Annotated in this window: 5 protein-coding genes; 3 read left to right on the forward strand and 2 right to left on the reverse strand. The window is 63.6% G+C overall.

Features of this window, described 5'->3' with window-relative positions:
* Positions 1–39 precede the first annotated feature (39 nt).
* Both J7396_RS21535 and J7396_RS21540 read right to left on the reverse strand, forming a co-directional pair.
* Positions 40–492, reverse strand: a complete 453-nt coding sequence (locus J7396_RS21535; protein ID WP_046933458.1) for a hypothetical protein — start codon at positions 490–492, stop codon at positions 40–42.
* A 34-nt stretch (positions 493–526) separates the two neighbouring features.
* Positions 527–733: a hypothetical protein gene (locus J7396_RS21540; protein WP_046933443.1), complete on the reverse strand. Its 207-nt coding sequence runs from the start codon at positions 731–733 to the stop codon at positions 527–529.
* Positions 734–933: 200 nt separating this feature from the next.
* On the opposite strand from J7396_RS21540, the gene J7396_RS21545 reads away from it, so the two are divergent.
* The 3 genes from J7396_RS21545 to J7396_RS21555 all read left to right on the forward strand — a co-directional run.
* Entirely contained in the window at positions 934–1,434 is a 501-nt protein-coding gene (locus tag J7396_RS21545) for a hypothetical protein (RefSeq protein ID WP_209262091.1), read from the forward strand.
* Positions 1,431–1,799: a hypothetical protein gene (locus J7396_RS21550; RefSeq protein WP_057681510.1), complete on the forward strand. Its 369-nt coding sequence runs from the start codon at positions 1,431–1,433 to the stop codon at positions 1,797–1,799. Before J7396_RS21545 ends, J7396_RS21550 begins: the two co-directional genes overlap by 4 nt.
* Positions 1,796–2,155: hypothetical protein (locus J7396_RS21555; RefSeq protein WP_209262092.1), on the forward strand; the 360-nt coding region annotated here is incomplete at its 3' end. The genes J7396_RS21550 and J7396_RS21555, both read left to right, overlap by 4 nt.

Genomic DNA, 2,155 nt, shown 5'->3' on the forward strand with positions numbered 1-2,155 from the left:
CGGGGTTTTTGCTTTGTGGGGTTGGTGATCTGCGCCCTGCTACAGCACAGGCTCGATCGTGGCCTCACCCTCCAGCCTGGTATGTATCCGGTATGAGCGCACCTGGCCCGCCTCGACAAATATCTCGGCACTATGGCTGCGCGCTACCTGACGCTCCTCGCTGTTTGCTCCACAGAGGCCCCGCCCGCCGACGGATCGCGACGTGATGACATGCCGACCGGCACTGAGGGTTATCACGGCTCGCTCGCCTGTCTTGAAGTGCGCTGCCGGCTTGCCGTCAACGTACACCCCCAAGTAGCAGCCGGCACCGACGAGTCCTACATCACGAGTAATGGCAATTGAGCCGGTGGGCGCCGCCTGCAGCCCGATGTCGAACAGGCGATCAGGCGGAACCTCACTGACTTGATCTGGGCGTGGCTGCTTCGTTGGTTGCACGCAACCAGGTAGCGCACCCACGACCAGGACCATCGCGATTGTCAAAGCCTTGTGCATAGCCTGTTCCTCTTTCCTCACTGCGGTCTGCCTGCTAGCGAATCTTGCGCACGCGGGTGGAGCCACATTCGATGCATCTCCAGCCTCCAAACTTGATCGCTGAAAGCACCCAAATAATCAGCCAAAAGCCTGCTGTCACAACCGACATAAGCAGGTGGAGTATGTGATTGGTCCCCTTGCGAAACACCACAACCGACTTCTCGCAGTTGTCGCAATAACCGCCCTTCTTGTCCTCAGCCATCGTCCGTTCCGTACTCCAATCTTTACGGCGTGGGGCCGCATCCCTACAGCTAACGCGATAATAACAAACAGGGCGACTCAGGCCGGATGAATCGCTTCATGAAAATTAGGTTGAACCTATTGACTCAATATTAGGTTTGGCCTAATTTAGGCCCGTCGCCCCAGTAACACGGCATTCCGCCGCGGGGCACGGAGACTCCGTTGCGCGCCGTCACCGCTCGCCTCACCTGCCTAGCCCTCGCCGCCGCACTGGCCGCAGGCTGCGCCGTCACCGGCCAGCCCGCCGCAGAGCCCGCAACCACCGCGGCCACCGGTGAGGGCATCCCCGAACAGCTTTCGATCACCTCGCCGCGCTTCTGCGCCGCGCTGGCGGTCTATGAGCTGGCCACCGTCGACGATTGGGGCCTGCGCGCCGGCATCGCCCGCGCTGCGCTCAACGGTTTCGCCACCGCCGGCCGTGTGCCGGACTGCGCCCAGGGCGTCGCCACCGTTCTGACTCGCGACGAGTTCAGCGCCCGGCGCTGGCAGGACGCGCTCGATGCCGTGGACGCAGTGGACTCAGGCGATTACGCCCTGCCCGACACCTGCGCCCGCGCCAATGCGGTCATCCCGGTCGATGCGCCTGCGTCGCTCGCCACCACCCTGCCCGTGGCCGCCCAGTGCGTGATGCACGGTCTGGCCCTCGTCGAGGTGCAGCCGTGAGCGCCACCTATATCAACCCCTGGTATCAAAAGGGACGCCTGGACTATGGCCCGGACGTCTATTCAACTGATGCCAAGCCGGCCGAATACCGCGGCTACCTGGTGTTTCAGCGCAACGCGACCTGCTTTGACGTCGTCAAAGATGGCGTCTGCGTTACCCAGCTCGCCGGGCCAAACGGTGCAAAACGAGCAATTGACGCGTTGCTGGCGGCCGAGATCGGCGTGTCGTTTGGAGTCCGCAACTGCGGCACATGCTCCAAGACGTACACATGCGCCGCTTGCGACCACGAATCTCACCAACAGCTGTTCGATCTATCTTGCTCTGAGCATGCAATGCGCACCGTGCCTCAAGGCCGCGCCGCATGAGCCGCCTGACCTACCGCCACACGGTGAAGAGCTTCCACTACGACGTGGACCTGCGCTGGGACGGCACCAGCAACAGCTGGCTGCTCCAGTCGCTCGTGCGTGGCGTGCCGTCGGTGTCGATCGTCGTCGGCCGCAGTCACGGCATCGACTTCGTTGCGCCCGAACCCGACGCCAAAGGCCACTACATCTACGTGCGGGGCGCCTTCATCGACCTGCCGGAAGAGAGCTGGCGCGAGCTGAAGTGCTGGTATGAGGCCATCGCCGCCGCTGTCGCGCCGGCGCCACCTGTCGAAGACCTGCCCCGCAATATGCCGCCCATTGCGCCGCCGCTGGCGCCGTACGCACAGCGCGCGCGC

Source organism: Xanthomonas sp. A1809, assembly GCF_017746015.1.
GTDB classification, from domain to species: Bacteria; Pseudomonadota; Gammaproteobacteria; order Xanthomonadales; family Xanthomonadaceae; genus Xanthomonas; species Xanthomonas euvesicatoria.

Excerpts from the sequence above, each read along its gene's own strand:
- J7396_RS21535 (WP_046933458.1), bottom strand. The coding sequence starts at position 492 with ATGCACAAGGCTTTGACAATCGCGATGGTCCTGGTCGTGGGTGCGCTA.
- J7396_RS21540 (WP_046933443.1), bottom strand. The coding sequence starts at position 733 with ATGGCTGAGGACAAGAAGGGCGGTTATTGCGACAACTGCGAGAAGTCG.